This is a genomic window from Nonomuraea sp. NPDC050556, assembly GCF_044457355.1.
Classification (GTDB): domain Bacteria; phylum Actinomycetota; class Actinomycetes; order Streptosporangiales; family Streptosporangiaceae; genus Nonomuraea.
In genome coordinates this window covers 2,513,870-2,539,490 of record NZ_JBITGU010000001.1, presented here as the reverse complement: position 1 = coordinate 2,539,490, position 25,621 = coordinate 2,513,870, and the positions used below count along the sequence as shown (strand labels likewise).

Here is a 25,621-nt window from a genome sequence, read left to right as displayed (position 1 = left end):
TGCACACCGGACACGTGAGGAGGGAGGGGTGTGAGCGAGATCAGCTCATCCACACACCCCGCCGAACTGGTCGACCGGCTCGAAGCGGTCGGTGTCCAGCTCTGGGCGGAAGCCGGCGAACTGAGGTTCCGCGCCCCGCGAGGAGTGCTGACCGACGAGGACAAGGCGGAGCTGCGGCAGCACAGAGCCACGCTGCTGGAGTACCTGAGCCAGGACGTGGGCCCGAGCCTGCTCGTGCCGGACCCGGCCCGTGCGGGCGAGCCCTTCCCGCTCACCGACATGCAGACCGCCTACCTGCTGGGCCGCAGCGACGGCCTCGACTACGGCGGCGTGGGCTGCCAGGTCTACCTCGAAGCCGACCTCGACGGCGTCGACCCGGCACGGCTGTCCGACGCCTGGCGGCACCTCGTCGAACGCCACCCGATGTTGCGCGCGGTCGTCGACGAGCGCGGGTACCAGCAGGTCCTGCCCAGCGTCCCGCACGTCGAGATCCCGGTGTGCGACGACCCGTCCGGGGTCCGCGAGGAGATGTGCGACCGCTCCTACGAGCCGGGCTCCTGGCCGATGTTCGACGTCAGGCTGTCGCTGACGCCGCAGCGCTCGGTGCTGCACCTGTCCTTCGACCTGCTGATCGCCGACTTCATGAGCGTCCAGCTGCTGCTGGACGAGCTGCACCAGCTCTGCCGTACCCCGGCCGAACCGCTGCCCGAGCTGGACCTCACCTTCCGCGACTACCTCGCCGCGCAGGCCCGGCTCGCCGACCGGCGCGGCTACCGGCGCGCGCGCGACTACTGGTGGGCCAGGATCGACGACCTCCCGCAGGCGCCGAAGCTGCCCACGCTGGCCGACCCGCGTAAGCGCGGGCACGCCCGCTTCCACCGCTGGCAGGCCAGGCTGGACCCCGCGCAGTGGCAGCGGCTGCGCGACCTGACCGCGAGCCGCGGGCTGACGCCCTCGGGCGTCGTGCTGGCCGCCTACGCGGAGACGATCGCCCGCTGGTCGTCGAAGGACGGCTTCACCCTCGCGGTGACCATGCTCAACCGGCTGCCGGTGCACCCGCAGGCCGACCGGATCGTCGGCGACTTCTCCTCCGTGGACCTCCTGGAGGTACGGCCGGGCCCGGCGGACTCCTTCACCGAGGCGGCGCGCGCTCTGCAGGCGCAGCTCTGGATGGACCTGGACCACCTGGCCTGCTCCGGCGTCGAGGTGCTGCGCGAGCTCGGCGCCCGCAGGGGACGGACCGAGGCGCTGATGCCGATCGTGTTCACCAGCGCCCTCGCGCTCGACGGGGAACCGGCGTTCTGGCGGGACGCCACGCTGGTGCACGGCCTCACCCAGACCCCGCAGGTGTGGATCGACTGCCAGACGCTGGTCGCCGACGGCGCGCTGCTCGTCAACTGGGACGTCCGCGAGGGGATCTTCCCCGACGGGCTCGTCGACGACATGTTCGCCGCCTTCGAAGCCCTGCTCCACGGCCTGGCCGACGGCGAGGAGCGCTGGGAGCGGCCGGTGCTCGTGCCGCTGCCGGACGACCAGGCCGAGCGCCGCCGGGCGGCGAACGCGACCGACGTGCCCGACCTGCCCGCGCACCGGTGGCTGCACGAGCCCCTGGTCTGCCAGGCGCTCAGGACCCCCGACCGGCCGGCGGTGGCCGGATCGTGGGGGAGCCTGAGCTACGCCGAGGTGCTGCGCTGGGCCGCGGGCCTGGCCGTCGAGCTGGAGCGCGCGGGCGCCCGCGCGGACACGCCGATCGCGGTCATCGCCGACCGCGGCCCCGACCAGCTCGTCGGCGTGCTCGGCATCCTGCTGGCCGGCTCGCCGTACCTGCCGATCGACACCAACCAGCCGGAGGCGCGGCGCGACAGGATGCTGGCCGACGCCGGTGTGACGATCGTGGTCACCCAGGAACACCTGCGCGCGGGGGCGTCCTGGCCCGACGGGCTGACCCTCGTGGCCGCCGACGAGACCGGCGCCCTCGCGGCGGATGCGGACCTCATCGCGTTCTGCCGCGACGCGCTCGCCAAGCCCGTGCCCGACCTCGCGTACGTCATCTACACCTCCGGCTCCACCGGCTCGCCCAAGGGCGTGCGCATCAGCCATCGCAGCGCGCTCAACACCGTGGAGGACATGAACCGGCGCTTCGGCGTCGGCCAGGACGACGGGGTCCTCGGGCTGGCCAACCTCGGCTTCGACCTGTCGGTCTACGACCTGTTCGGCCCGCTCGCCGCCGGCGGCTGCCTCGTCGTGCCCGACCACGACCGGCGCGGCCTGCCGGAGCACTGGGCGGACCTGGTGAACACCCACCGGGTGACGTTGTGGAACTCGGTGCCCGCCCACCTGCAGATGATGGCCGACTACCTGTCCGCCACCGAGGCGGAGATCCCGTCGCTGCGCCTGGCGTTCCTGTCCGGCGACTGGATCCCCGTCAGCCTGCCCGACCGGATCCGCCGCCTCGTGCCCGGCCTCCAGCTCATCAGCCTCGGCGGGGCGACGGAAGGGTCGATCTGGTCGATCCACTACCCGATCACCGCCGTCGAGGAGGGCTGGCGCAGCATCCCGTACGGCAAGCCGCTGGCCAACCAGCAGATGCACGTCCTGGACCGGCGCTGGCAGTCGTGCCCCGACGGGGTGACCGGCGAGATCTTCATCGGCGGCGCGGGCGTCGCCGACGGCTACCTCGACCCCGAGCTCACCGCCGAGCGGTTCGTCGTGCATCCGCGCACCGGCGACCGGCTCTACAGGACCGGCGACCTCGGACGCTACCTGCCCGACGGGAACATCGAGTTCCTGGGCCGCGAGGACGACCAGGTCAAGATCCGCGGCCATCGCATCGAGCTGGCCGAGGTCGAGGCGGCGCTGGCCGCCGACCCGCAGGTCGGCAACGCGGCCGTGATCGTGGGCGACGCCAGGGACCGGCGGCTGGTCGCGTTCGTGCAACCGGCGGCAGAGGCCAGGGGCGCGGGCGAGCTCGCGTCCGCGGTGACCGGGACGGCCACCGCGACAGCCGACGCCGGAGCGGAGGGCGTCGACCGCGCCGAGTACGTCTCCTACCTGCGCCGCCTGGACGAGCTGGCGCTGCTGTGCATGCTGCACACCTTCCAGCGCGACGGCCTGTTCCAGGACCTGGGCCAGACGCACTCGCTGGCCCAGATCGTCGCCGCCACCCAGGCGCCCAAGGCGCACCACCGGGTGGTGCGGCGCTTCGTCCGGGTGCTGGCCGACCACGGCCTGCTCATCGAGGAGGGGACGGGCCGCTACCGCGCGGCGCTCCGCGTCGAGCCGTCCGCCATCGCGGCGGGCTGGCGCGAGGTGGACGAGCTGGTCGCCCGGCTCGACCCGGGCTCGGCCAAGGTGCACGAGTACTTCAAGGCGTCCACGGAGAGCCTGCCCGAGGTGCTCAGGAGCGAGGGCGGCGACGCCGTACAGCTGCTGTTCCCCGAGGGCCGGGTGGACATCGGCGAGTCCCTGTACAACGTGACCCTCTTCAACCGCTGGGCCAACGAGGTGCTCACCTCGGCCGTCACGGCGGTCGCCGCGGGCGCGCCCGGCCCGCTGCGCGTCCTGGAGATCGGCGCTGGCGTCGGCGGCACCAGCATGGACGTCATCCCGGCCCTGGCCGAGTTCGACGTGGAGTACACCTTCACCGACCTGTCGCAGTTCTTCCTCAACCGGGCCAAGGAGACCTTCGGCGGCTATCCCTGGGTCCGCTACGCGATCCTCGACATCAACACCGACTTCCGCGCCCAGGGGTTCGCGCCCAACTCCTTCGACGTCGTCGTCCTCGGCGACGTGTTCCACGCGACCAGGCACGTCGGCGAGAGCATCGCGGCGGTGCGCGAGCTCCTGGCCCCCGGGGGCTGGCTGCTGTTCGCGGAGATGACCCGCGACCACTACCAGATCATGACCTCGATGGAGCTGCTGCTCGGCGGGGGAGAGGACTTCGCCGACATGCGGCGCGGCCGGGACCAGACGTTCGTCTCGCACCGGGACTGGCAGGAGCTGCTCGGCGACGACCTGGTGTTCGCCATCCCTGGGGAGGACGACGCCTTCACCGCGATCGGGCTGTACGTCTACGGCTGCCAGGTCAAGACCGACCGGGCGCCGCTGCGCCCGCAGCAGGTCACCGAGGCGGTGGCCGGGCGGCTGCCGCCCGCGATGGTGCCCAGCCTGGTGCAGATCCTGGACCGGCTGCCCACCACGGCCACCGGGAAGGTCGACAGGGAGCGGTTGCGCGCCCTGATCCCCAAGCAGGCCGCGGTCGCCGACTCCTCTGCCGACGAACCGGCCGACGACCTCGAGCGGCGCATAGCCGCGCTGCTCTGCGAGGTGCTCGACCTGCCCGCCGTGGGCCGCTCCCAGGGCTTCTACGAGCTCGGCGGCGACTCCCTGCTCGCCTCGCAGGCGGCGGCACTGCTGGTCGAGCAGGTGCCCGAGGCCAAGCCGCTGTCGTTCAATACGTTGCTCCGCGTCCTGCTGGAGGGCCCGTCCGTCATGGCGCTGGCCGCGCACCTGCGCGACGGGCCATGACCGCGATCGGGGTCGTCGGCGGGTACGGTTCCGTCGGCCGCGCCACCGTGGCCCAGCTTCTGGCCTGGGGGCTGGGGCCGGTCGTGGTCGCCGGCCGGGATCCGGCGCGTGCCGACGTCGTGCTCGACGCGGACGACCAGGACGGGCTCGACCGCCTCTGCGCGTCGGTGAAGCTGGTCGTCAACTGCACCGGAGCGCCGCACGAGAGCAGGGCGCCGGTGGCCGAGGCGGCGGCGCGGGCCGGTGTGCCCTACATCGACCCCGACGGGGACGAGCCGCTCCACGAGCTGCTGGCGGGCGGCTCCCACGCCGTGCCCGTCGTCCTGTCGGCGGGCATGCTGCCCGGACTGAGCTCCCTGCTGCCCCGGCTGCTGGTGACGGAACCGGGCGAGCGGCTGGTCTGCTACGCCGGTGGCCAGGACCTGTTCACGGTCGCCGCGGCGGCCGACTACCTGTCCACCGTGGACAGGTCGGCCGGGCGCACGTTCGCCGTGTGGCGGGACGGGGCCAGGGTGGAGCGGGCCGGTGTCCCGGCCATCGAGGGCGACGTCCCGCACTTCTCGGAACCGGCGAGCGGCGTGCCGTTCCTCAGCGCCGAGATGGAGCGGCTCGCCCGCCGCCTCGACCTGGCCGAGCTCGTGTTCTACTCCGTCTTCCCCGGCAGGCGGCTGCGTGCGGCCCTGGTGGCCGCCGAGGTGGACCCGGCGGCCGTGGTCAGGGCCAGCGAGCTGGACGCCTTCGGACGGTCGCGGTACCAGCGCCTCGTGTTCGAGGTGCGCGGCGGGCCGACGATGGTCCTGACCGGCCGCGGTTCGAGCGAGCTGACCGGGGCGACGGCGGCGATGGCGGCGCTGGCCGTCCTCGACGGCGCGGTCGCGCCTGGCCTGCACTACGCGGCCGACGTGCTCGATCCGGCGTGGGCGCGCGAGCGCCTGCTCGACACGGACGCCGTGACCGGGCTCCGGGTCGTCGCGGCCGACGCGCTGGAGCCCGAGGAGGGCACGATATGACCGTCACCTTGCCACCGAAGTACGACGCGGTGGAGTTCGCGGCCGTCGACGACCCCTACCCCGCCTACCGCCGCCTCCGCGAGACCGGCCCGCTGTGCAGGGGTGGACCGGCGCAGTGGGTGGTGACCAGGTACGCCGACGTGGCCCCGCTGGTCGGCGACGAGCGGCTCGGCGCCGAGTTCGACCGCGACTACCACCGGATCGCCCTCGGCGACGGGCCACTGGCCGACTTCTTCGGGCACGTCATGCTGAACCGCGATCCGCCCGCGCACACCGTGCTGCGCCGCCTGCTCGGCCCAGAGTTCACCACCCCGGCGGTCCGGCGGCGGCGGGTCCGCATCGACGCCATGGTCGCCGACCTGCTCGCGGTGGCTGTCGAGAAGGGCCGCTTCGACGCGGTGGAGGATCTGGCCGACAAGCTGCCGATCCGGGTGCTGGCCGAGTTCGTGGGGCTGGAGGCCGCCGACATCGACGCGATCCGCCCGCGGGCCAGGACGCTGTCGCAGGCCTTCGCGACCTACCTCGCAGAAGCCGAGCGGGCCGAGACCGTCGAGGCGCTGCTGTGGATGCGGGAGATGGTCGGCGCCCTGTTCGAGGCGAAGGGGCGGCCTGCGGGCGACGACCTGATCTCCCGGCTGCGCGAGGTCGACCCGGCCGTGGCGGAACGGCAGGCCCTGATCGACAACGTGGTGTTCCTCCTGTTCGCCGGGTTCGCCACCACGACCGACCTGCTGGCGAACGGCTGCGCCGCGCTCGCTGCGCACCCCGAGCAGCTCGCGATCCTGCACCGTGACCCCGACCTGGTCCCCAGGGCCGTCGAGGAGATGCTCAGGTTCGACGCCCCCGTCCAGGTGAAGAGCAGGCTCGTGCACCAGCCGATCGAGATCGGCGGCCGGACGATCCGGGCCGGGCGGGTGCTCGTCCTGCACCTCGGCTCGGCCAACCACGACGAGGCCCGCTTCGAGCGGCCCGCCGACTTCGACGTGACGCGGCATCCCAACCCGCACCTCAGCTTCGGCGGCGGCGGGATCCACCTGTGCCTCGGCGCGGCGCTGGCCAGGGCCGAGGCGGCGTCGGCTTTCACGTTCCTCGCCCGGCGCTTCGCGCGCATGGAGTCCGGCGGGCCCGCCGTACGCAGGCACACGCCGAACTTCCGCTCCTACCTCAGCCTGCCGCTTCTGGTGTCGCCGCCGTGACGGGCGTCCCGTCGAGCTCTCCGGCCGCGTAGGCGGCCCACATCACGGCGCGCTTGGGCTTGCCGCTGGTCGTGCGCGCGATCGAGCGGCGCGGGACGTCGAGGACCACGTTCGAGGCGTGCTCCGTCATGCGCCGCAGCGTCTCGGCCGCCGCCGCGGCCCACTCGGGGGTGGGCCGTTCGAGGAGGACCACGCCGGTCGCGCCCGCCGCGGACGAGCCGAGCAGCACGGCCGCGCGCAGTCGCGGCACCCCGGCCTCGACCAGCGCGCTCTCGACGTCCTCCGCGAAGACCGTTCGGCCGCGCACCTTCATGGAGTCGCCGAGGCGGCCGATGACGAACAGCTGCCCGCCGTCCAGGAAGCCCGCGTCGCCGGTCCACAGCGTCCCGTCGCGCCACCGCGTGAGGCCCGTGGAGCCGTCGTCGGTGGGGCCCGTCGAGCCGTCGCGCCTGAAGTAGCCCTCGGCCGTCGAGGTGCCGCTGACCACGATCTGGCCCACGTGCCTGTCCGGCAGCGGCTCGCCGGCCTCGTCCACGACCGCGACACCGACGCCGACCAGGGCGCGCCCGCACCCGACCACCTGCGGCACGTTCTCGCCCGCCGAGGTCACCGGCTCGCCGAGCCGTACCTCCTGCGGCACCACGGGCACCGTGGTGACCTCCTCGCGCAGCGCCAGCCCGGTGACGGCCAGGGTCGCCTCGGCCAGGCCGTACGCGGGAAGGAGGGCGCGCCGGCGGAACCCGGCCGGGGCCATCAGCGCGGCGAACCGGTCGAGCACGTCGGCGTCGATGCGCTCCGCGCCGACGATGAGGGCGCGCCAGGCGGAGAAGTCGAACCCGGCGAGGGCCTCCGGCTTCACCCGGCGCAGGATGTACTCGGGGCCGAAGGGCGGCATCGCGGTCATCGTGGCGCCGTGCGCGCCGAAGCAGGCCAGGTAGCGCGCCGGGTCGCGGATGAACTCGGCGGGCTCCAGCAGCCACAGGTCGCGCTGGTTGGTGACCGGCGTCAGCAGGCACCCGATGAGGCCCATGTCGTGGTGCACCGGCAGCCACGACGCCGTCGCGTCGCCCTCGCCCATCTCCAGCCAGGCGCCGATGGCGGCCACGTTCGCCGCGAGGGCGGAGACCGGCACCCGCACGCCCTTGACCCGCCCGCTCGACCCCGAGGTGAACTGCAGCAGCGCCGCGCTCGCCTGCGGGCCCTCGCCTTCCCCGCCCAGCGCGGCGAGCTCGGCCGCCGTGCTCACCTGGCCCTTGAAGTCCAGCCGCTCCACGAGGTCGGCCGCCGTGGACACCAGGGCGGGCCGCGCGACCTCCAGGATCGCCTGGAGGTGCCTGGCGTACAGCGTGGTGTTCTGGAAGAGGTACGGCGGAGCCACCGGGCAGGGGATCGCCCCGGCCAGCATCACGCCGTAGAGCGTCGCGACGAAGTCGGGCCCGGTGGGCTCGACGATGACGACGCGGTCGTCGTGCCCGACGCCGGAGGAGACCAGCCCGCCGGCGATCCGGCGCGCGTCCGCTGCGAGGTCGGCGTAGGTGCGCAGCTCCCGTTCGGCGCCGCGGAGGAACCGGATGCCCAGGTGCGCGGCCGGCTCGTCGATCCAGGAGATGAGCGGGTTGGCAGTCACGTCGGGCACCCCTTCTTGGCCGTTAGGGGCAGGATGTCGGATCAACACCGGTTGAGGCATCATGTGCGCTAACCGGTCCGCTGTCGCAGGGGCATGCCGGGGCCGGCCGAGGATGAGAACGGTGGCGAAGACTGAATGAGCAGCGAAGCCAGAGCCGACCAAGACGTTCGCACGAGAATCCGATCGATCATCCTGCAGGTGGCGCCGAACCCCGAGGGAGTCAGGGCGACCGAGACCAGGCTGGTCGAGGACCTCGGCTACCACTCGCTCGCGCTGCTCGAACTGGGCTTCACCATGGAGGACGAGTTCGATCTTCCGCCGCTCGACCAGTCCCAGGTGCAGCACATCACCACGGTCGAGGAGGTAGAGGACCTGGTGCTCGACCTGATGCAGGCGAACGCCGGGGGCTGAACCCCCCGCGTCAGCGCAGGAACGAGGCCGAGCCCAGATCGATGGCGTGCGTGCCGTGCCTGTTCGCCATGGTGACGAACAGGTCGTCGCCGCGATCGGTCCTGACCACCAGCATGGAGGCGACGATGCAGGTGAGCAGGCCGCCGAAGGCGTACCTGCGGTAGTCGCGCCAGCAGTCGTCGAAGGACAGCAGGACGCCGTGGCCCTCCAGGGAGCGGACGTACCTGCGCACCACGGCCCGCTCGACCGCCCGCCGCCGCGCGACGTCGAGGCTGCCACCGAGGAAGTAGGCGAGATCGGTGGCCGCCGGCTCGTGGGCGGCGGTCTGCCAGTCCAGCACGGTGATCCGGTCCCTGCCGATGGCGAGGTTGTCCGCGCGGAAGTCGCCGTGGACCACTGTCCGCGGGCCTGGACGGTCGCGCAGGTAGCGCTCGACCCTCGGCACGAAGAACTCGACGAGGTCGAGGACCCGGGCGTCCAGCCGGTCGCCGAACCGGCGCACGAACCGGGGGCGGATCTTCTGGACCAGGGAGGCCATCCAGGCCGCGTCCTGCCCGTCGTGGCGCGGCAGCCAGGCCAGGGAGTCCAGCGCCGGGTCGCCCCACATCGCGCCGTGCAGCGCGGCGAGCTCGTCCACCGCGCGGTCCACCACGCCGGGGTCGCACCCGGCCACCTGGTCGGCGACGGGGTCGTCGCCGACGTCCTCCAGGAGCAGGGTGAACGCGCGGGTCTCGGCGTCGTAGCAGGACAGGTAGCAGCGGGGGCTGCGCACCGGGAGCCTCGGCGCGAGGTGCTCGTAGAAACAGGCCTCGATCTCGTAGGCGCGGGTCACCTGCGCCGCCGTACGGCTGCCGGGAGAGGCGGAGGCGAGCTTGGCCACGCAGGTCGCCGGACCCGCGCCAGGGAGCCGGTAGTCCAGGCGCAGCCGGTAGGTGTCGGCCATCTGGCCCGTGCCCACCGGGGTGGCGGTCACGGCCGTCACGTGGGCGGAGAGGGCTGCCGAGCACCACTCGGGCGTCAGCTCCCCGATGGAACGCAGCGCTCTCACAGGGTGAGAGGGAGCTCGTAGAGCCCGCGCAGGCCCGCTGCGGGCTTCCACTTCAATCGGCTCGCGTCGCCGCGGAAGGCGGGGAAGCGCTCCAGGAGCCGCGACAGCGCCGCCGCCCCCTCGACGCGCCCGAGCCAGGGCCCGGCGCAGTAGTGGGAGCCGAGGGCGAAGCCGAGATGCCGGTTGTCGGCGCGGGTCACGTCTAGCCTGCGCGGGTCGGCGAACTGGGCGGGGTCGTTGTTCGCCGCCCCGATGAGCACGGTGATCGCCCTTCCCGCGGGCACCCGCACGCCGCCGACCTCGAGGTCCTCCGTGGCGATGCGCCACGCCGCCTGGATCGGCGACTCGAACCTGACGAACTCCTCGATCGCCGTCGGCATCAGGCCGGGTTCGCCGGTCAGCAGCTTGCGCTGCTCGGGGAACTTCAGCAGGCAGGCCACGGCGTTCCCGATGAGGTTGGTGATCACCTCGTGCCCGGCGATCATGAGCATCATGATCAGGACGCGGAGCTGCACGTCGTCGAACTCGCCCGCGTCGTGGTGCTCCAGCAGCCGGGTGATCAGGTCGTCGCCCGGCTCGGCGCGCTTGCGGCGCAACGTCTCGGCGACGTAGGGGTCGAACTGGTGGAAGGCCGCGTTCATCCGGGTGATCCCGGCGCCCTTGATCATGGGGTCGACCAGCACGAGATAGCTGTCCGACCACTCCTGGAGCTCGCGCGCGTCCTGCGGCGGGAACCCGAGCAGCTCGGCGACGACGAGGATCGGCAGCTTGGCCGCGAAGTCCCCGATCACGTCGAACTCCCCGCGCGCCGCCGCCTCGTCGAGCAGCCTGTCGATCCAGAACTCCATCCGGGGGAGGAGCGCGGTGACCCGCCGCTTGCCGAAGTCGTGCGCCATCGCCTTGCGCATGAGCTGGTGCACCTCGTCGGGCACGGCTCCCAGCGTGTTGTCGAGCGCGTTCGCCTCCTCCTCGGTGAAGCGGGCGAGGCGGAAGAACATGCGGCTGCGCAGGGACGTGTCGAGCCTGCGGTTGCTGGTGTAGCGGCGGTCGAGGAGGGCTTCAGCGGCCAGCTCGTGGCTGCTGATCACGTAGGAGCCGGTCACCCTGCTGTGGTAGACCGGGGCGGCGGCGCGCAGCCGGTCGAGCTGCCGGTAGGGGTCCTGGATGTAGTCGGGGTCGTACGGGTTGTACCGGCCGGCGAACGGGCCCATCGGTAGCCGCCACCGCCGGTCCACCGCACGTTGCGCAAGTCCGAGCACAGGACGGTCCTTCCTCGGCGGTGACTCCGCGTAAAGGATGGCCGCGCGCCGCGTCAGGCGGCAAACGTCCTTCTTGACCGCCTTTTTCGGCGGCGGCTAACGTCCGAGACGATCTGGGAGGCGGTCACGACGTGAAACCTGCCCCATTCGCTTACCACGCCCCCACCAGCACCGAGGCAGCCGTCGCGCTGCTCGCGGAGCACGGCGGCCAGGCCAGGCTCCTCGCCGGCGGGCAGGCGCTGATGCCGCTGATGGCGAGCCGGAGGGTACGCAGCAGGCACCTGATCGACCTGAACCGGGTGCCCGAGCTGAGCCGGACGGACGGGCGGCGGATCGGCGCGCTGACCCGGCTGCGCGAGCTGGAGAGCCACCCGGTGATACCGCTTCTCGCCCAGGCGGCGGCGCTGGCCGGGCCGGTCCAGGTGCGCAACCGCGCCACGCTGGGCGGCGCGCTGGCGCACGCCGACCCGGCGGCCGAGCTGCCCGCGGTGGCGGTCGCGCTGGGCGCGCGGGTGGAGCTGCACGGGTCAGCGGTGCGCAGCCTGCCGGTCGAGGACTTCCTCCTCGGCCCGCACCGGACCGCGATGGACGCCACGGAGGTGCTCGCCGCCGTCGAGTTCCCCCCGACCGACGCGGCGTTCGCCATCGAGAAGGTCTCCACCAGGCCCGGTCTCGCGCTGGCCGGAGCCGTGGTGGTCCTCGGCGGCGACGGCTGCAGGATCGTGCTGTTCGGCGTCGCGCCGACGCCGGTGCGCCCGGCGGAGGCCGAGGCGGCGCTGGCCCGAGGGGCTTCTCCGGACGAGGTCGCGGACGCGGCCGTGGCAGTGCTGGACCCGCACACCCCCCGGCGCCTCCTGGCCCGCGGCGCGGTGGCGCGGGCCGTGGCGACGGTACGGGACAAGGTGAGGCATGGCTGAGCGCATGACCGTCGAGCTGACCCTGAACGGCAGGCCGGTCCGAGCCGAGACGGCGCCGCGCACGACGCTGGCCGACTTCCTGCGCGAGGAGTGCGGGCTCACCGCCACCAACCTGGGGTGCGAGGAGGGCGTCTGCGGGGCGTGCACGGTCTCGATGGACGGCGCCACGGTCCTGTCCTGCCTGGTGCTCGCGGTCCAGGCGGCCGGTACGGAGATCCGTACCGCGGAGGGTCTCACCGCCGGGTCACCCCTGGCCGAGGCGCTGCACGCCGAGCACGGCATCCAGTGCGGGTTCTGCACCCCGGGCATCCTGATGCGGGGCACGGAACTGCTCGCCGAGCAGGCCGCCCCGAGCGAGGGGGAGATCCGCGCCGGGCTGTGCGGCAACCTGTGCCGCTGCACCGGCTACGCGACCATCGTCAAGGCGGTGACGCGCGCGGCCTCGGCCGACCCGCAGGAGCTGGAGGACGCGGCTGCCCCGCGACGGCGGGAGGACGAGCACCTGCTCGCCGGGCGCGGCGAGTTCGTCAACGACACCTCACCTCCCGGGACGCTGCACGTCGCCTTCCTGCGCAGCGCCGTCGCGTCCGGCAGGATCGCCCGCGTGGAAACCCGCGCGGCGCTGGCGCTCGACGGCGTCGTCGCCGTGTTCACCGCAGGCGACCTGAACCCGCACGCGGGCTCGATGCTGCCGACGCCCCTGCTGGGCGCAGACGACCCGCCCCTGCGCCCGCTGGCGGGGGAGCGGGTGCACTTCGCCGGGGAGCCCCTCGCCCTGGTCGTGGCGCGCGACCGCTACGTCGCCGAGGACGCGGTGGACCTGATCGAGGTCGAGATCGAGGCGGAGCCCCCTGTTCTCGACCCGGAGGCGGCGGCCGACGGGTCGGCGGGCCTCGTGTACCCGGAGACGGCGTCGAACCTGTGCCAGGAGATGGCCTCGCCGATCCGGCCCAAGCTGCGCAGCGCCCTGGAGGACGCCCCGCACGTCGTGCACGTCACCTCCTGCCAGCAGCGGCAGGCCAACGCGCCGCTGGAGACGCGTGGCGTGGTGGCCTCCTACGACCCCGGCGCCGGGGAGCTGGTGGCGTCCATGTCGACGCAGAACCCGCACGAGGCGAAGCTGGCGATCTCCCGGGTGACGGGCCTGGACGCGGAGCAGGTGCGGGTGACCGCCCGCGACGTGGGCGGCAGCTTCGGGCTGAAGGTGTGGACCGGCCGCGACGAGCTGACCGTGGTCCTCGCCGCGCGCGTGCTGGGCCGTACGCTCAAGTGGATCGAGACCCGGCGGGAGAACCTGACCGCGTCCGGGCACGCCAGGATGGACACCGGCGCGGCGACCTTCGCGCTGGACCGGGAAGGACGTTTCCTCGGCACCTACCTCGACCACCTGGAGGACACCGGCGCGTACCCGACCGGCGTGGTCGCCAAGGCGGGCCCGTTCGTCGGCATGGTGTTCACCGGCCCCTACCGGGTGCCCCTGCACGCCTTCCGCTTCCGCTCGGTTCGCACCAACACCGGCCCGCGCGGGGCGTACCGGGGGCCGTGGGCGTTCGCCACGGTCGCCCGCGAGCAGATGGTTGACGAGGTGGCCCGCGCGGTCGGGCTGGACCCGCTGGAGCTGCGCAGGCGCAACGTCCTCACCGCCGACGAGCTGCCCTACACCATGCCGACGCGGCTGACCCTGGACCACGTGACCCCGGCCGAGACGCTGGAGGAGGTCGCGCGCGAGCTCGACTACCCGGAGCTGCGGCGACGCCAGCGCAGGCTGCTGGAGGAGGAGGGCCGCCTGGTCGGCATCGGGCTCGCGATGGGCCTGGAACCCTCCAGCATCGGCACGATGCAGCCCATCGACCGCGACACCGCGCGGCTGCGGGTCGAACAGGATGGCACGGTCACCGCGTTCCTCGCGACCGGCGCCGGCGGCCAGGGCGTCGAGACGACCATGGCCCAGGTGGTGGCCGCCGAGCTCGGCCTCGACCTGGGCGAGGTCAGGGTGGTGCAGGGCGACACCGGGGCCACGCCGTACGGCAGGGGCACGGGGGCGAGCGGCACCGCGGTGATCACCGGCAGCGCCTGCCGGGCGGCCGCCGCAGAGCTGCTGGTGACGGCGAAGCAGCTCGCGGCCGACCTGCTGGGCGTTCCCGCCGACCGGGTCGAGTCGCGCGGGGGAGTCCTCGTGGACGGGGCGAACCCGGGCGTCGCGCTGTCCTGGGCCGAGCTGGCCAAGGCGGCGGCCGCGCAGGGGTTCGGCACGGCGCAGGGGACGCTCGAGGCCTTCGGCCACTACAAGGCGCCCGCGATGACCTGGTCCAACTCCTGCCACGGCTGCCTGGTCGAGGTCGACCGCGACCTCGGGCTGGTGCGGATCGAGCGGTACGTCGTCGCCGAGGACTGCGGCAAGATCATCAACGCGAAGGTCGTCGAGGGGCAGATCGCGGGCGGGGTGCTGCAGGGCATCGGCGGCGCGCTGCTGGAGGAGGTGCGCTACGACGAGCGGGGCAGGCCGCTGACGCTGGGGCTGGCGGACTACGTCCTGCCGTCCGCGACCGGGTCGCCCGTGATCGACTTCCTGCACATCGAGACGCCGTCGCCGACGCCCGGCGGACACAAGGGCATGGGCCAGGGCGGGGCCGCGGGCGCGCTGGCGTGCGTGTTCAACGCGGTCGCCGACGCGCTGGCGCTGGTGGGCGCGCGGGTGGACAGGACGCCGCTGGACCCGGAGCGGATCCTCACCGCGCTCGCGGCAGCCGGTCCCGTATCGCGGCGGCCAGCCGTTCCGCCACCATCACCGTCGTGAGGTAGGGCGGCACGCCGCACGGGGCGGGCAGCACCGAGGCGTCGGCGACCCACAGCCCGTCGACCCCGAGGACGCGCCCCTCCTCGTCCACCACGTCGCCCATCCGGCAGGTGCCGGAGGCGTGGTAGAGCGTCCTGCAGTTCTCCCGCAGCCACCGGGCGAGGTCGCCGCCGGGGCGCTCCGGGCGCTCCGCGACGACGGCGCGGAAGGCGGGGTGGCCGAGGAGTTCGAAGGCGTGCCGTACGGCTTCGCCCAGCCGGTCCAGGTCCTCGGGCTCGGTGAGCAGGCGGAGGTCGAGCGCCGGGTCGTCGGCGGGGTCCGTGCCGCGCAGCCGTACGCTGCCGGTGGACGAGGGCCGCATGAGCGAGACCATGAGCCCGCCGGACGCGGGGCCGACGGTGCGGTCCATCGGGAGGAACTGGCTCGAACCCATCCGCAGCAGGCAGGCGCCGGACTCGGATCCCGGTGAGTGCGCCGCCAGCCGGACGTCCAGCAGGATCGCGGGGTGGTCGCTCAGCCCCGCGCCGACGCCGGGCAGCGGTGAGACGACCTCGATGCCCAGCGCGCCGAGGTCGGCTTCCGGGCCGATCCCGGACCGCAGCAGGATGGCGGGGGAGTACACCGCGCCAGCGCACAACACGACGGCCGGTGCGGACACCACCTCGCGGCGCCCCTCGCCGACCAGCTCGACGCCGCACACCCGGCCTGCGGAGAACAGCACCCGCGCCACCGCGTGCCCCCCGGCGACACGCAACCGGTCCCTGGCCGGTTCGAGATAGCTGTCGTTGCTGGAGGCCCGCACGCCGTCCCGGCGATGCCACGCGGACGGCGAGATCCCGGTGCTGCCCTCCGCGTTCAGGTCGGGATGCTCCGGGTGACCGAGGTCCAGCGCGGCCGCGTGGAGTGCCCCGCTGACCGGCCCCCACCGGTCAGCGGGCGTCCGGGAGACCGGCACGGGCCCGCTCGCACCGTGGCCGGGCCGGTCGCCGAAGTCCAGGTCCCGCTCCAGGCCCACGAACGCGGGCAGGACGGCGGGCCAGGACCAGGACGCGAGCCCCCACGCGTCGAAGTCCTCCCGCGTCCCGCGCACCGCGAGCTGACCGTTGATCGCCGAGCTCCCGCCGACGCCCCGCCCGCACACGTAGGGGCGCGGCGGCTGCTCGTCGGTGAGCCGGGCCATCAGGGTGGGCCAGCGCAGCGAACGCACCGCCAGCGCCCGGCCGACGTCGGTGCCGCGCACCGCCTTCGGGGTGTCCGCGCTGCGGTAGTCAGGCCCCGCCTCGACCAGCAGCACGTCCGCCGAGCCCGAAGCGGAGAGCCGGGCGGCCACCACGGCCCCGGCCGCGCCCGCCCCCACTACCACGACGTCGGCGGTTCGCTGAACCGCGCGGTCCCCGGCTGGCACGGTGCTCATCATGGCGCTTCTGAGCCGCCCCGACCACACTGATCGTGGTAGCGAGCACTTGCTGCGCGAAGGAACCCATCATGCGAGACATCCTCGGCCCGATTCTCGACTGGTACGACAGCGGTAAGACCTTCGGACTGGCGACGGTCGTCCACACGTTCCGCAGCGCACCCCGGCAGCCCGGCGCGGCGATGGCGGTCTCGGAGCAGGACGAGGTCATCGGCAGCGTCTCCGGAGGATGCGTGGAGGGCGCGGTCTTCGAGGCCGCCAAGGAGGTCATGGAGACCGGACACCCCTCCTACGAGGAGTACGGCTTCAGCGACGACGACGCGTTCGCCGTCGGCCTCACCTGCGGCGGGATCCTGCACGTGTACGTCGAGCAGGTCAACAGGCGGACCTTCCCCGAGCTGCGCGAGGTCGCCGACTCCATCGGCGCGCACGAGCCCGTCGCCGTGGCGACCGTCGTCAACGGCGACGGCAAGCTGGGCGCGCGGCGGGTGATCTGGGGCGACCGCGCCTCGGGCACGCTCGGCACGCCGGGACTCGACTACGCGATCGACGACGACGCCAAGGGCATGCTCGCCCAGGGACTCACCGGCCAGCGCCACTACGGGCTCGACGGGCAGCGGCGGATGGACGAGGTCTCGGTCTTCGTCCAGTCCTTCGCGCCGCCGCCGCGCATGCTGGTGTTCGGCGCCATCGACTTCGCCGCGGCCGTCGCCAGGGTCGGCAAGTTCCTCGGCTACCACGTGACGGTGTGCGACGCCCGCCCGATCTTCGCCACGCCCAAGCGGTTCCCCGACGCGGACGAGGTGGTGGTGCGGTGGCCGCACGACCACCTCCAGGAGGTCACCGTCGACGAGCGGACCGCGATCTGCGTCCTCACCCACGACCCGAAGTTCGACGTGCCGCTGCTCCAGGTCGCGCTCCAGACCCCGGCCGGCTACATCGGCGTCATGGGCAGCAGGCGCACCCACGACGACCGCCTCGCCAGGCTGAGGGAGGCGGGGGTGGAGGAGGAGCAGCTGGCCCGCCTGCACTCACCCATCGGCCTCGACCTGCACGCGCGGACCCCCGAGGAGACGGCGGTGTCCATCGCCGCCGAGCTCATCCAGGTGCGCTGGGGCGGCACCGGCCAGTCGCTGTCGCGGACGGAGGGGCGCATCCACGGTCCGGCGGCGAGCGAGTGAGGAAAACCCTCAGTCAGGCACGGGTGGCCGCGCGGCCGTTGTGGAGGGCGGCCGTTCCTGCTGGAATGCGACCGTGAACTACGGCAGCCTGAGGCCACTGGGCGAGGCGTCCCGGCGGGCCACGTGGCTGGTCTGCTGCCCGCATGCCGGAGGCACGGCCGCGTTCTTCAAGGACTGGCCGCGCCGGTTCCCGCCCGCGATCCAGGTCGTGCCGGTGCAGTACCCCGGGCACGGCGACCGGCTCGACGAGCCGCCCGTGAACGACGTGCACGAGCTGAGCGCCATGGTCGCCGCCGAGGTGTCCGCGCGGCCCGAGCTGATCCTGTTCGGCCACAGCCTGGGCGCCGCCGTGGCGTTCGAGCTGGCCGTACGGCTGGCAGAAGCGGGGACGCCACCGCGCGCCCTGCTGATCTCCGCCAGGGGCGCGCCGAACCACGAGCGGGTCAAGCCGCCCCCCACCGACGAGGCGATCTGGCAGGAGATGACCCGCCTCGGCGGCACCCCGCCCGAGATCGCCGCCAGCCCTGACTGGCGCGAGCTGCTGGCCCCGCAGCTGCGCGCCGACTTCCACGCCGACGCCACCTACGTGCCCAGCCGCACCCGCCTGCCCTGCCCCGTCACGGTGATGGCGGGCGAGGACGACGCGGACGTGTCGCGCGCCTCGATCGACGCCTGGGAGAAGTACACCGAGGCGGAGTTCACCGTGCGGGTGTTCCCCGGCGGGCACTTCTACCTCGCCGACCACGTCACCGACATCGCTGCCGAGGTCGTGCGGCACGCCACCTTCGAGGCCTCCCGTGATTGACACCGCCGGCCTGACCCTCAGCGAGCTGGGGGAGATCGACCTCCTCGATCCCAGCACCTTCGTCGACTACGACCTGACCGCGCTGTGGCGCACGATGCGCCACGAGGCGCCGGTGTACCGGCACCCGCGCGGCTTCTGGGCGCTGACCCGCTACGAGGACGTCGTCGCCGTCTACAAGGACCCAGCCAGGTTCGGCTCCGACGGCGGCAACGTGCTCTCCACGCTGACCGCGGGCGGCGACTCCGCCGCCGGCTACATGCTGGCCGTGACCGACGGCCCGAGCCACCGGCGCATGCGGGCGGCCCTGGTCGACGCGCTGCGGCCGCGGGTGATGAGCGCCCTGGCCGAGCGGCTCAGGGCCCGCGCGCTGGAGCTGGTGCGCGGCGTGACCCACGGCGAGCCGTTCGACTTCGCCGCCGAGGTCGCCGAGCGCCTGTCGATGGGCACGATCTGCGACCTGATGGGCGTGCCGGCAGGCGACCGCGCCCAGCTCCTGGAGTGGAACAAGGAGGCGCTGAGCTCGGACACGCGCGAGGCCACCGAGGAGAACGCGCAGCTGGCCCGAGCCGAGATCCTGACCTACCTGACCGAGCTGGTCGAGGACCGACGCGACGGCGCCGGGACCGACGTGGTGAGCGAGCTGATCGCGCACCGGCCGGACGACGGGAAGCCGCTGACCGACGAGGAGATCGTCTACAACTGCTACAGCCTGCTCATCGGCGGCGACGAGTCGAGCCGCATGTCGGCGAGCTGCGGGGTGCTCGCCTTCTGCGGGCTGCCCGAGGAGTGGCGCCGCTTCCGCTCCGGCGAGGTGGGCGTCGACACGACGGTCGAGGAGGTCCTGCGCTGGACCACCCCGGCGATGCACGTCGGACGGCGGGCCACGCGGGCGGTCGACCTCCGGGGGCAGCGGATCGAGGCAGGCGACATCGTGACGCTGTGGAACGTCTCCGCCAACCGCGACGAGACGGTCTTCGAGGCGCCCGACACCTTCGACCCGGCGCGGGAGCCCAACCGCCACCTCGCGTTCGGGTACGGACCACACTTCTGCGTCGGCGCCCAGCTCGGCAGGCTCGAACTCGGGATCCTGCTGGAGGCGCTGCGGTCCACGGTCGGCGAGATGAAGCTCGTCCGCGAGCCGCAGCGGGTCTACTCGAACTTCCTGTTCGGCTACAGCACGCTGCCCGTGGCGTTCTCCTGACCGAACGCGGTCACCAGGCGCATGAAGGTCTCGTGGTCGCCCCGGTGGATCTCGTGCCCGCACCCGGCGACGTCGTGCGCGTCCGCGTGGCCGGGCAGGTACTTCAGCGCGAGCTGCCAGTCTGCGTCGCTCAGCATGCCGCCCCGGCGCGGATTGCCGCGCAGGAACAGCGCGGGCTGCTCCAGCCGGGCCAGGAGAGGCAGGAGCGGGCCCGCGGCCTCGCCGTCCTCGATCGTGCTGAGGTAGACGTCGGGATCGGTGGTGTAGACGTTCTCCAGCAGGCTCCTGCGGTCGGCGGCGTGCCAGTCGCGGCACACCAGGTCCACCCACTTCTCGGCGTACTCGCGCGGGCCGCGCATCAGCCGCAGGAAGTCCTGCACGACCGGCTGGGAGCGGGTGGAGGCCATGTCGGGCGGCAGCTCCTCCAGGACGAGCCCGCCGAGGGCAGGGGGCACCCGGCCGCCTAAGGCGCCCGTCGCCAGGGCGAGCGCGATCGCCGCGCCCCAGCAGTGCCCGATCAGCAGGGGGGCGCGCAGGCGCAGGGCCTCGATGAAGTCGTGCAGGTCGGCAGCCACCTCGGGCAGGCCGTACGAGCCGGCGGGCGGTTTGACGCTGGCTCCGTTGCCGCGCAGGTCGAGGGCGAGCACGTCCAGACCGGCCGCGCTCAGCGCCGGTGCGACCCTGGACCACGTCGCCCAGGTGCCGCCGTTGCCGTGGATCAGGATCGCGCTGGGCGCCTCCCGTGCCCATCTGCGGTAGTGGAACCGGCCGGCGGCCAGCTCCACGTAGTGGGAACTCCCCTCGGCGGTCACTTACGGCAGGCCGTTCGAGCGGACGAGTTCGGCGATGCTGCGGATGTCGTGGAAGTTCGTCGCATTGAGCTGCTCCGGCGGGATCGGTGAACCAAGCTCGTCCTGGATGAAGGCCACGAGCCTGGCCGTCTTGAACGAATCGAGAACGCCCCACGCGAGCAGCGGCGTGTCGTCGCTCAGCTCGCCCGCTGGATCACCATCGAGAAACTGGGTGCGGATGAACACGAGTAGATCGGACACTATCTGGTCGTCGGCCACCTTGCCTCCCTTCCTGCTCCCTCCCCGCCTGCGGGGTTGTGATCGGCCCCCCGGCCGAGCGCGGCCCGGTCGACCTTCCCGTTCCCGGTGCGGGGGAGTTCGGTGACCAGATGGATCCGGTCGGCGATCATGTACGGCGGGAGCCGTTCCGCGCTGTGCCGCTTCAGCGCCAGCAGCCCGGGGGCGCGGCCGCTCACCGGCACCACGAACGCCTCCAGCCGCGCGTCCGGCCCCTCGCCGACCACGACGACCGCGGCCTCGTCCACGTCGGCGTGGGCGGCCAGCGCGGACTCCACGTCGCCCAGCTCCACCCGGTGGCCGCGCACCTTCACCATGAGGTCGCGGCGGCCGACGTAGTCGAAGACGCCCTCATCGAGCACCCTGACGACGTCGCCGGTGGGGTAGGGGCCGCGCTGCGGCTCGCGTCCCCAGTAGCCGAGCATCACGCTCGGTCCCTCGACCCACAGCTCGCCCTCCTCACCGGGAAGCGCGCGGCCGCCGTCGGGCCTGACGGCCCGGAGCGTGTCGCCGCTCGCCGCCGCCCCGATGGGCGCGGGGCGGTCGCGTTCCAGGTCGGCCGGGGTGACCTCGTGGTGGGCGCACACGTTCGTCTCGGTCGGTCCGTACAGGTTGAGCAGCCGCGCGCGGGTCCACGCGGCCAGGCGGCGCACGTGGGTGATGGGGAACGGCTCCCCGGCGAACAGCAGGGCGCGCAGGGCTCCCGGCGCGGGCCGGTCCAGCAGGCCGCCCTCGCGGATCATCAGGGTCAGCGCGGAGGGCACCGAGTACCACACGCTGATCCGCTCCTCGTGCAGCAGCTCGACCAGGCGCTTGGGGGAGTAGGCCAACTCGGCGGGGACCAGGTGCACCAGGGCGCCGCTGGCGAACGCGGCGTACAGGTCGAGGACCGACAGGTCGAAGGACAGGCCGGCGTGGTTGGCGAACCGGTCGTCCGGCGTGGCTCCCAGCTCGGCTGCCGCCCAGTCCACGAACGCCAGGGCGTTGCGATGGCTGATGCACACGCCCTTCGGCACGCCGGTGGAGCCCGAGGTGTAGAGGATGAACGCCAGATCGTCGCCGGAGACCGCCGCGTCCACCGGGCCGTCGCCCTCCGGGAGCGGCGCGGCGACATCGAGGCGCTCGCCCTCAAGGAGCGGCAGCCGGGGCTCGTCCGCGCACACCAGACGAGCGGCGCAGTCGCGGGTCACCGCGGCGCAGCGCGCCACCGGAGCGGCCGGGTCCACCGGGACGTAGGCGGCGCCCAGCCGCAGGACGGCCTGCATGGCGGCCACCACATCCGGCGACTTCTCCGCCCAGATGACCACCCGATCGCCCCGCCCCACGCCCACAGCGCGCATCCTGGCGGCCAGGGCGTCGGCCCGGCGGTCGAGGTCGGCGTAACGCATCACGACTCCCGCCCCGGACACGGCGGGCCGCTCCGGGTGCCGCGCCGCCGCGTCGATGGCGAGCCGGTGCAGGCTCATAGCCCGGCCCCGTTGGCGATGATCTCCCGCTGGATGTCGCTGGTCCCGGAGAAGATGACGCTGGGCATCGAGTCGCGCAGCTGCGCCTCGCTCCCGGCGCCCGCGAGGTAACCGGGGCCGCCGAAGATCTGGAGGGCGTCCAGGCTGTTGGCCACCGCCGCCTCGGACACCGCGAGCTTGGACAGCGCGGTCGCCTGGGTGTCCGGCCTGCCCTGGTCCAGGAGCCAGCAGGCCCGGTAGAGGAGAAGCCTGGCCGACTCCATCCGCTGGATCATCGTGGCGATCCGGTGCGAGACCGCCTGGAAGGAGCCGATGGAGCGGCCGAACTGCCGCCGTCGCCTGGCGTGGGCCACGCAGTCGTCGACCTGGCGGCGCATCTGGCCCAGGTAGATGGCGAACAGGCAGGTACGCTCCCACGTCATCGAGTGCTTGAAGATCGCGCTGCCCTGCCCCTCAGCGCCGAGCCGGTAGCGCGCGGGCACCCGGCAGCCGGAGAACTCCACCCGGCCGGCCGGGCAGGCGTGCAGGCCCATCTTGGTGAACGGCTCGCCGACCTTGATGCCGGGAAGCTGCCTGGGCACCGCCAGCGCGGTCTGGCCCAGGAAGCCGGCGTCCCTGTCGGAGGTGCCGTAGACGACGAACACGTCGGCGGCCGAGGCGTTGCTGACGAAGGACTTCGCGCCGTCCAGCACGTAGTCGCCGCCGTCGCGGACGATCGTGGTCGCCAGCGTCCCGACGTCGGAGCCCGCCCCGTCCTCGGTCATCGCGTTGGCCGCGACCAGCTCGCCCCCGGCCATGCCGGGCAGCAGCTCGGCGCGCGCCTGGTCGGTGGCGTAGTCGAGCACGGGTACGGCGCAGGCCAGCAGGTGAGCGCTGGCCGCGAAGGCCAGGCCGGTGTCCGCGCCGCCCTCGGTGAAGGCCTCCAGGCACAGCGCGGTGTCCAGGGCGCCCAGGCCGCCGCCGCCGTACTCGGACGGCAGGCACAGGCCCGTCATGCCGAGCCGGGCGGCCTCCAGCCACTCGGCGCGGGAGAACGGCACGCGCGGTTCCGCGAGGCTCGAAACCTGCCTGCGGACACCCGCGAGCACTTCCTCACGGCGCCTGCGCTGTGCTTCGCTGAGGTCGAAATCCATGCTTGCACCATCTCGTCCGGGGCGAAGAAGGGCACGGTGGCCGACAAGACGTTGGCAATGTGACACAGAGGCGTGCCCCTGTATACCTGGGTGGGATCAGCCGCGACGTGCCATGATTGTTTCCAGGATCGGGTTCAAAGGAGGGCGAGGTTGTCCGAGCATTCGAGAACCCCAGCTGAAGATCCTTTCGGTGGGCGGACTCCGACGAGACACGAGCGGGAGTCCGGAGAGCCGTGGGACGCCTCCTACCACGACGGCCCCGCGCCCTGGGACATCGGCCGGCCGCAGCCGGCGATCGTCCGGCTGGCCGCCGAGGGCGGGATCACCGGAACGGTGCTCGACGCGGGCTGCGGGAGCGGCGACAACGCGCTCCACGTCGCCTCGCTGGGCCTGGAGGTCCTGGGCGTGGACGTGGCCGAGACGGCCCTGCGGCGGGCCAGGGACAAGGCGGCCGAGCGCGGGATCGCGGCCGAGTTCGCCGTGGCCGACGCGCTGCACCTGGAGACCCTGGGCCGCCGCTTCGACACGGTGCTGGACTGCGGGCTCTTCCACGCCCTCGACGAGGACGAGCGGGCCCAGTACGTCACCGGCCTGGCGTCGGTGACCGCGTCAGGCGGGCTCCTCTACGTGATGTGCTTCAGCGACCAGAGCCACGAGGGCCGCGAGCCGGGCCCGCACCCCGTGAGCGAGCAGGAGCTGAGATCGGCGTTCAGCCACGGGTGGGACGTCAGCGCGGTCGAGCCGATCCTCATCCCGAACAGGATGCAACCCGACGGTGCGCCGGGCTGGCTCGCCACCATCAAACGCACCTAGGAGGGTTTTCACGATGGCAACCTCAGAGCACCGGCCGACCGTGATCCCGAGGATCATCACCGGCGACCCGGCGGGACTCGTCGGGTTCCTCAAGGAGGTGTTCGGCGCGGAGGGCGAGATCCAGGGCGAGCGGCCGGTGGAGCTGCGCCTGGGCGACTCGATCGTCATGGTCAGCGACGGTGGGGGAGTGCACCCCGAGACACCGGCCTTCATCATGGTCTACGTCGACGACACCGACGCGGCGTTCGCCCGCGCGGTGGAGCTCGGCGCAACGGCGCGGGAGAAGCCCGAGGACATGCCGTGGGGCGACCGGCGGGCGACCGTACGGGACGGCTGGGGCAACACCTGGCAGATCTCCACATCCGGGTCCTAGACCACCGGACAGCGACCACAACCCCCGGGAGAGGATCACTCCTCGTGGGGGAGGTCATTCCGTCAGAAGGCCTGGGTCGCCTAACGGAACGGGTCTTCTCTCCGGGGCATTTTGGAGCATGACCTTCCGCATGATCCCTCCCCCCTCATGAGGGGGGAGGGGGGTGCTCTCTGGGGTTACGGCTGGAAGGTGACCGGGAGCGAGGCGAAGCTGCGCACGGTCGTCGTGGGGAGCCGCATCGGCGTCCCCACCAGCCGCAGCGGTGACGGCGCGTCGTGCAGCGCGCGGGCCAGCTCCCCGAGCGCCAGCTGCCCGAACAACGACCCCAGGCACGAGTGCGGACCCCACCCGAAGGACAGGTGACGGTTGGGCGCGCGGTCGAGCACGAGCTCCTGCGGCCGGGGGAACTGCGCCGGGTCGCGGTTCGCCGCACCCAGCACCACGAAGACCGGGTCACCCTCCTTGATCGTGACCCCGCGCACCTCGGTCTCCCGCTTGGCGACCCTGCTCGTGGCCTGCGACGGCCCGTCCATGCGCAGGAACTCCTCGATCCCCGTGCCCAGCAGGCGCGGGTCGCGGAGCTGTTCGAAGACGTCGGGCCGCTGCATGAGCAGGTAGGCGAAGCTGCCGGACGAGGCGAAGATCGTCCCGAAGCTGCCGATGAACAGCAGGCCGATGAGGTTCTTGACGACGCCCATGTGGACGCCCATCTCGGCGGCCCGGTTCTTGAGCGTCAGGACAGTGCCGTGTGTTTCCGGCGCGTCGAGCCACCCGTCGATGAGGCCGCCGAACGCCTCCTTCACCCGGCGCTCCGCGTCCGGGTCGTCCCCTCCGAGGTCGGCGTCGAACTTGCGCGCCATGCCCTCGACGATCGTCTTGAAGACCTGGGGGTCGGGCTCGGTGACACCGAGGAACTCGGCCGTGATCGTGCCGGAGAGCCGCGCGCCCACCTCGAACATCCAGTCGAACGACTCCCTCGACGCGAGGCCCTCGAGGATCTGGTCGATGCTCGCCCGGACGCTGCTGCCGATCTGCCCGAGGTCCTGGGCGTGGATCGAGCCGGTGACGAGCCGCCGCAGCTCGCTCACCGCCTTGGAGTCGAGGGCCTGGACGCTCTCCCCGGACTCGGTGGAGACCTCGCTGACCCTGCGGGGGTCGCGGACGAACCGCTCGGAGTCCATGAGGATCTCCCGGCAGTCGTCGTAGCGGGTGACGACCCAGGCGCCCACCTTCTCATCCCAGAAGACGGGGTGCTTCTCCTGGAGCTCCGCGTACACGGGGTAGGGGTTCTCCAGCATGGCCTGGCTGAGCGGCTCGAAATCCGGGGCGGAGCTCATGGGAGTGGCCTGCCTTTC

20 protein-coding genes are annotated in these 25,621 nt (G+C 73.0%); 11 read left to right on the top strand and 9 right to left on the bottom strand.

Annotated features, from left to right (window positions below):
• Positions 1–30 precede the first annotated feature (30 nt).
• From ACIBG8_RS12330 to ACIBG8_RS12320, 3 genes are read left to right on the top strand one after another with little or no spacing between them, the layout of a single operon-like run.
• Complete coding sequence (locus tag ACIBG8_RS12330) at positions 31–4,527, top strand: amino acid adenylation domain-containing protein (protein WP_397342744.1); 4,497 nt, start codon at positions 31–33, stop codon at positions 4,525–4,527.
• A complete protein-coding gene (locus ACIBG8_RS12325; RefSeq protein WP_397342743.1) occupies positions 4,524–5,537 on the top strand; it encodes a saccharopine dehydrogenase NADP-binding domain-containing protein in 1,014 nt (337 codons plus the stop codon). Before ACIBG8_RS12330 ends, ACIBG8_RS12325 begins: the two co-directional genes overlap by 4 nt.
• A complete protein-coding gene (locus ACIBG8_RS12320) occupies positions 5,534–6,733 on the top strand; it encodes a cytochrome P450 (RefSeq protein WP_397342742.1) in 1,200 nt (399 codons plus the stop codon). Before ACIBG8_RS12325 ends, ACIBG8_RS12320 begins: the two co-directional genes overlap by 4 nt.
• Here ACIBG8_RS12320 and ACIBG8_RS12315 read toward each other — a convergent pair.
• Positions 6,702–8,360, bottom strand: a complete 1,659-nt coding sequence (locus ACIBG8_RS12315; RefSeq protein ID WP_397342741.1) for an AMP-binding protein — start codon at positions 8,358–8,360, stop codon at positions 6,702–6,704. The genes ACIBG8_RS12320 and ACIBG8_RS12315 overlap by 32 nt on opposite strands.
• A gap of 135 nt (positions 8,361–8,495) precedes the next feature.
• Between ACIBG8_RS12315 and ACIBG8_RS12310 the strand changes: the two genes are divergently transcribed.
• Positions 8,496–8,771 (top strand): acyl carrier protein, encoded by a 276-nt coding sequence (locus tag ACIBG8_RS12310; protein ID WP_397342740.1) that lies wholly within the window; start codon positions 8,496–8,498, stop codon positions 8,769–8,771.
• Positions 8,772–8,781: 10 nt separating this feature from the next.
• Here ACIBG8_RS12310 and ACIBG8_RS12305 read toward each other — a convergent pair whose 3' ends face one another.
• Together ACIBG8_RS12305 and ACIBG8_RS12300 are read right to left on the bottom strand one after the other, a co-directional pair.
• The gene (locus ACIBG8_RS12305; RefSeq protein WP_397342739.1) at positions 8,782–9,819 is read right to left on the bottom strand and encodes a phosphotransferase family protein; all 1,038 of its coding nucleotides are present in this window, start codon (positions 9,817–9,819) and stop codon (positions 8,782–8,784) included.
• On the bottom strand, positions 9,816–11,078 hold the full coding sequence (locus ACIBG8_RS12300) for a cytochrome P450 (RefSeq protein ID WP_397342738.1): 1,263 nt from the start codon (positions 11,076–11,078) through the stop codon (positions 9,816–9,818). The genes ACIBG8_RS12305 and ACIBG8_RS12300 overlap by 4 nt, the downstream gene beginning before the upstream one ends.
• 131 nt (positions 11,079–11,209) lie before the next feature.
• Between ACIBG8_RS12300 and ACIBG8_RS12295 the strand changes: the two genes are divergently transcribed.
• Together ACIBG8_RS12295 and ACIBG8_RS12290 are read left to right on the top strand one after the other, a co-directional pair.
• Positions 11,210–11,995, top strand: coding sequence for an FAD binding domain-containing protein (locus ACIBG8_RS12295; protein ID WP_397342737.1), 786 nt, complete (start codon positions 11,210–11,212; stop codon positions 11,993–11,995).
• Positions 11,988–14,792 (top strand): molybdopterin-dependent oxidoreductase, encoded by a 2,805-nt coding sequence (locus ACIBG8_RS12290; protein ID WP_397342736.1) that lies wholly within the window; start codon positions 11,988–11,990, stop codon positions 14,790–14,792. Before ACIBG8_RS12295 ends, ACIBG8_RS12290 begins: the two co-directional genes overlap by 8 nt.
• On the opposite strand, the gene ACIBG8_RS12285 is transcribed toward ACIBG8_RS12290, so the two are convergent.
• The gene (locus ACIBG8_RS12285) at positions 14,725–16,197 is read right to left on the bottom strand and encodes a GMC family oxidoreductase (RefSeq protein ID WP_397342735.1); all 1,473 of its coding nucleotides are present in this window, start codon (positions 16,195–16,197) and stop codon (positions 14,725–14,727) included. The genes ACIBG8_RS12290 and ACIBG8_RS12285 overlap by 68 nt on opposite strands.
• Positions 16,198–16,277: 80 nt before the next feature.
• Here ACIBG8_RS12285 and ACIBG8_RS12280 point away from each other — a divergent pair, with 80 nt between their 5' ends.
• The 3 genes from ACIBG8_RS12280 (at position 16,278) to ACIBG8_RS12270 (ending at position 19,393) form a co-directional block, all read left to right on the top strand.
• Positions 16,278–17,387, top strand: a complete 1,110-nt coding sequence (locus tag ACIBG8_RS12280; RefSeq protein WP_397342734.1) for an XdhC family protein — start codon at positions 16,278–16,280, stop codon at positions 17,385–17,387.
• A gap of 73 nt (positions 17,388–17,460) precedes the next feature.
• Entirely contained in the window at positions 17,461–18,192 is a 732-nt protein-coding gene (locus ACIBG8_RS12275; protein ID WP_397342733.1) for a thioesterase II family protein, read from the top strand.
• A complete protein-coding gene (locus tag ACIBG8_RS12270) occupies positions 18,185–19,393 on the top strand; it encodes a cytochrome P450 (protein ID WP_397342732.1) in 1,209 nt (402 codons plus the stop codon). The genes ACIBG8_RS12275 and ACIBG8_RS12270 overlap by 8 nt, the downstream gene beginning before the upstream one ends.
• Here the strand turns inward: ACIBG8_RS12270 and ACIBG8_RS12265 are convergent.
• Genes ACIBG8_RS12265 through ACIBG8_RS12250 form a run of 4 tightly spaced genes read right to left on the bottom strand, consistent with a single transcriptional unit; the run spans position 19,363 to position 23,080 of the window.
• The gene (locus ACIBG8_RS12265) at positions 19,363–20,205 is read right to left on the bottom strand and encodes an alpha/beta fold hydrolase (RefSeq protein WP_397342731.1); all 843 of its coding nucleotides are present in this window, start codon (positions 20,203–20,205) and stop codon (positions 19,363–19,365) included. The two genes, ACIBG8_RS12270 and ACIBG8_RS12265, sit on opposite strands and share 31 nt — an antisense overlap.
• A complete protein-coding gene (locus tag ACIBG8_RS12260; protein ID WP_397342730.1) occupies positions 20,206–20,463 on the bottom strand; it encodes an acyl carrier protein in 258 nt (85 codons plus the stop codon).
• Positions 20,445–21,947 carry an amino acid adenylation domain-containing protein gene (locus ACIBG8_RS12255; protein ID WP_397342729.1) on the bottom strand — a complete coding sequence of 501 codons (1,503 nt, stop codon included), beginning with the start codon at positions 21,945–21,947 and terminating at the stop codon, positions 20,445–20,447. The genes ACIBG8_RS12260 and ACIBG8_RS12255 overlap by 19 nt, the downstream gene beginning before the upstream one ends.
• Positions 21,944–23,080: an acyl-CoA dehydrogenase family protein gene (locus ACIBG8_RS12250; protein ID WP_397342728.1), complete on the bottom strand. Its 1,137-nt coding sequence runs from the start codon at positions 23,078–23,080 to the stop codon at positions 21,944–21,946. The genes ACIBG8_RS12255 and ACIBG8_RS12250 overlap by 4 nt, the downstream gene beginning before the upstream one ends.
• 150 nt (positions 23,081–23,230) lie before the next feature.
• Here ACIBG8_RS12250 and ACIBG8_RS12245 point away from each other — a divergent pair, with 150 nt between their 5' ends.
• Both ACIBG8_RS12245 and ACIBG8_RS12240 read left to right on the top strand, forming a co-directional pair.
• Positions 23,231–23,893: a class I SAM-dependent methyltransferase gene (locus tag ACIBG8_RS12245; protein WP_397342727.1), complete on the top strand. Its 663-nt coding sequence runs from the start codon at positions 23,231–23,233 to the stop codon at positions 23,891–23,893.
• Positions 23,894–23,906: 13 nt separating this feature from the next.
• On the top strand, positions 23,907–24,266 hold the full coding sequence (locus ACIBG8_RS12240; RefSeq protein ID WP_397342726.1) for a VOC family protein: 360 nt from the start codon (positions 23,907–23,909) through the stop codon (positions 24,264–24,266).
• A gap of 176 nt (positions 24,267–24,442) precedes the next feature.
• On the opposite strand, the gene ACIBG8_RS12235 is transcribed toward ACIBG8_RS12240, so the two are convergent.
• Entirely contained in the window at positions 24,443–25,603 is a 1,161-nt protein-coding gene (locus ACIBG8_RS12235; protein ID WP_397342725.1) for a cytochrome P450, read from the bottom strand.
• Positions 25,604–25,621 lie beyond the last annotated feature (18 nt).

Coding starts and splice junctions, on each gene's coding strand:
- ACIBG8_RS12250 (WP_397342728.1), bottom strand. CDS start 23,080: ATGGATTTCGACCTCAGCGAAGCACAGCGCAGGCGCCGTGAGGAAGTG.
- ACIBG8_RS12320 (WP_397342742.1), top strand. CDS start 5,534: ATGACCGTCACCTTGCCACCGAAGTACGACGCGGTGGAGTTCGCGGCC.
- ACIBG8_RS12280 (WP_397342734.1), top strand. CDS start 16,278: ATGCGAGACATCCTCGGCCCGATTCTCGACTGGTACGACAGCGGTAAG.
- ACIBG8_RS12310 (WP_397342740.1), top strand. CDS start 8,496: ATGAGCAGCGAAGCCAGAGCCGACCAAGACGTTCGCACGAGAATCCGA.
- ACIBG8_RS12255 (WP_397342729.1), bottom strand. CDS start 21,947: ATGAGCCTGCACCGGCTCGCCATCGACGCGGCGGCGCGGCACCCGGAG.
- ACIBG8_RS12325 (WP_397342743.1), top strand. CDS start 4,524: ATGACCGCGATCGGGGTCGTCGGCGGGTACGGTTCCGTCGGCCGCGCC.
- ACIBG8_RS12240 (WP_397342726.1), top strand. CDS start 23,907: ATGGCAACCTCAGAGCACCGGCCGACCGTGATCCCGAGGATCATCACC.
- ACIBG8_RS12290 (WP_397342736.1), top strand. CDS start 11,988: ATGGCTGAGCGCATGACCGTCGAGCTGACCCTGAACGGCAGGCCGGTC.
- ACIBG8_RS12235 (WP_397342725.1), bottom strand. CDS start 25,603: ATGAGCTCCGCCCCGGATTTCGAGCCGCTCAGCCAGGCCATGCTGGAG.